Below are 2,445 nucleotides of genomic sequence, written 5' to 3'. Positions count from 1 at the left end.
GCCGCCTGCTCGCCGGCGATCTCCGGCTTGACCGGACGCGGAGCCGCGAAGGCGAAGCCTTGCGCCAGCGGCACGCCGAGATCGCAGAGCACCGGGACCATGTCGTCCGCGTCCACCCGCTCGGCGACGAGCCGGATGCCCTGGCGGCGCAGGGCCGAGGCGAAATCGCGCACATCAGGTTCCGGACCGGCATAGCGGCCATCCGCCTGCTCGGCGGCCTTGATCATGAGATCGGCCGGCAGCTTCATGAAGCGGATGCCGAGATCGGCCAGCGCCTCGGGATCGAACCGCAGGTCGGCAGCGCGGTCGAGGGAGAACGGCACGCCCCGCTCGCGCAACGCGGCGAGCCCCGCCCTGTGGTCCGCATCGAGGTGACGCCAGCTGTGCTGGGGCATTTCCAGGACGATCTTGCCAAGAAGATCGGGGCTGGCGTCGATCAGGCTGGCGAGCGACCACAGGAACCCGGGCTCGGCGATGGAATGGGCCGTGAGGTTCACCGCTACGATGGCCTCGCTGCCGCGGGCCACGAGGTGACGGGCAATGGCCATGGAGCGGATCAGAACCCGGCGGTCGAAATCCGACGCGCGGCCGGACGCCTCGAGGATGGGCAGGAACTCGGCTGGGCTCAGCAGGGTGCCGTCTGCCGGGCGCAGCCGCGCCAGCGTCTCGTAGAAACGGATCTTGCGGTGCGGCAGAGACACGACGGGCTGCAGATGCAGCTCGATCCGGTCGGCCTCGAACGCCTGGGTGACCAGCCGCATGCGGCTGGTCTCCTCGGTCGAGGGGCTGCGCATGGAAGGCAGCAGGGACGGCTCGGGGAAGCGGACGGTCTGCGCCAGAGCGAGCGGCGCCGCGCTGTTTCCCATGCTCGCCTCCGCGCCGGCCGCCAGCGCCAGCTCGCGCAGAACGGCCGCCGGGCTGCCTGCCCGGACGGACGTGCGCAGGACCAGCGGCGCGGCCGGAGCCTGATCTTCCTGCGTGAGGCCCGCGAGCTGCACGGCCAGATTCTGCCGCTCCGTCTCGGCCTGCCACCACAGGACGACGAGGCCGAAGAAGACGGCCATGACCAGGAAGCCGAAAACCGGCAGGACAAGGCTCGCCTCCATCGGCACAGAGGCCGCAGCGGCAGTCGTCAGAAAGGCTGGTGTGAAGGCGAGAAGAGCCGCCTTCCTGTCCCGTAGGACTGGAATTTTTTTCTTGTTCGTCACCATGGGTGCCCCCGCTCCCCTGGCTCGGCGAATATGCGCGAATCAGTGTGTTAACAGACAATGAATCAGCGCGAATCGCGGGGCAAGTTTCGCATTACCGCAATGGACATTTTTTCGCAGTCGCGCGTTGCCTGCGCAGAATCCTGATGGAATTTCAAAGAGGTCGATCGATGGAAGAACCCCGCAAGGATCTGCTGATGCAGGTCGACGGCATGACTTGCCAGGGATGTGTCAATTCGGTCACTCGGGCGATTCAACGCCTCGATCCCGGCGCCAGGGTGGAGGTGGATCTGGAGCACGGGCGCGTGCACGTCACGACCCAGGCTCAAAGCGTCGAGGTGGCGCGCGCCCTGGACGCGGCCGGCTATGAAGCCCGCGCCATGACGGGGTAAGCCGAGGGTCGCCTCCGGCCCGTGGCTTTGCCGAAAGTTCTTTTTGCGGCGTCCGGAAACGGCTGATAGGTTCCTCTGTGCCAGACACTTCGGGGACCATGATGACCGCACAGACATCCAGAGCCGCCAACGACCTCATCGCACCCAACGATTTGGATGCGTGGTGGCTTCCGTTCACGGCCAACCGCTCCTTCAAGCAGCGTCCCCGGATGATCGCCCGCGCCAAGGGCATGTACTACTACACCCCCGACGGCCGGGAAGTGATCGACGGTGCCGCCGGCCTCTGGTGCTGCAATGCCGGCCATAACCGGGACGAGATCACGGCCGCGATCCAGGCCCAGGCGCAGGAGCTCGACTATTCGCCGGCCTTCCAGTTCGGCCATGCGGGCGGCTTCGCCCTCGCGTCGCGCCTTGCCCAGCTCGCGCCGGGCGATCTCAACCACGTCTTCTTCTGCAACTCCGGCTCCGAGGCGGTGGACACGGCGCTCAAGGTGGCGCTGGCCTATTGGAACATGAAGGGCCAGGGGAGCAAGACGCGCCTCATCGGCCGCGAGCGCGGCTATCACGGGGTCGGCTTCGGCGGCATCTCGGTGGGCGGCATCGTCAAGAACCGCCAGTTCTTCGGCTCGCTGCTCGCGGGCGTCGACCACCTGCCGCATACCTACAACCGGGCCGAGCAGGCCTTCTCCCGCGGCGAGCCGGAATGGGGCGCGCATCTGGCAGACGAGCTGGAGCGCATCGTGGCGCTCCACGACGCCTCGACCATCGCGGCCGTGATCGTCGAGCCGATGGCGGGATCCACGGGCGTCCTGCCGCCGCCGAAGGGCTATCTCAAGCGCCTGCGC

At 67.5% G+C, this 2,445-nt stretch carries 3 protein-coding genes; 2 read left to right on the top strand and 1 reads right to left on the bottom strand.

What is annotated here, in order from left to right; all coding sequences use genetic code 11:
* The coding region (locus RIN79_RS21470; RefSeq protein ID WP_309086742.1) for an EAL domain-containing protein at positions 1 to 1,211 on the bottom strand (1,211 nt) is incomplete at its 3' end.
* Positions 1,212 to 1,378: 167 nt separating this feature from the next.
* Between RIN79_RS21470 and RIN79_RS21465 the strand changes: the two genes are divergently transcribed.
* The gene (locus RIN79_RS21465) at positions 1,379 to 1,600 is read left to right on the top strand and encodes a heavy-metal-associated domain-containing protein (RefSeq protein WP_309086741.1); all 222 of its coding nucleotides are present in this window, start codon (positions 1,379 to 1,381) and stop codon (positions 1,598 to 1,600) included.
* 101 nt (positions 1,601 to 1,701) lie between these two features.
* Positions 1,702 to 2,445: aminotransferase class III-fold pyridoxal phosphate-dependent enzyme (locus RIN79_RS21460; protein ID WP_375165995.1), on the top strand; the 744-nt coding region annotated here is incomplete at its 3' end.

It is taken from the genome of Chelativorans sp. (assembly GCF_031180965.1).
GTDB lineage: Bacteria > Pseudomonadota > Alphaproteobacteria > Rhizobiales > Rhizobiaceae > Chelativorans.
Note: the sequence above shows the minus strand (reverse complement) of the source record. Positions and strands in the feature narration are given on the sequence as shown.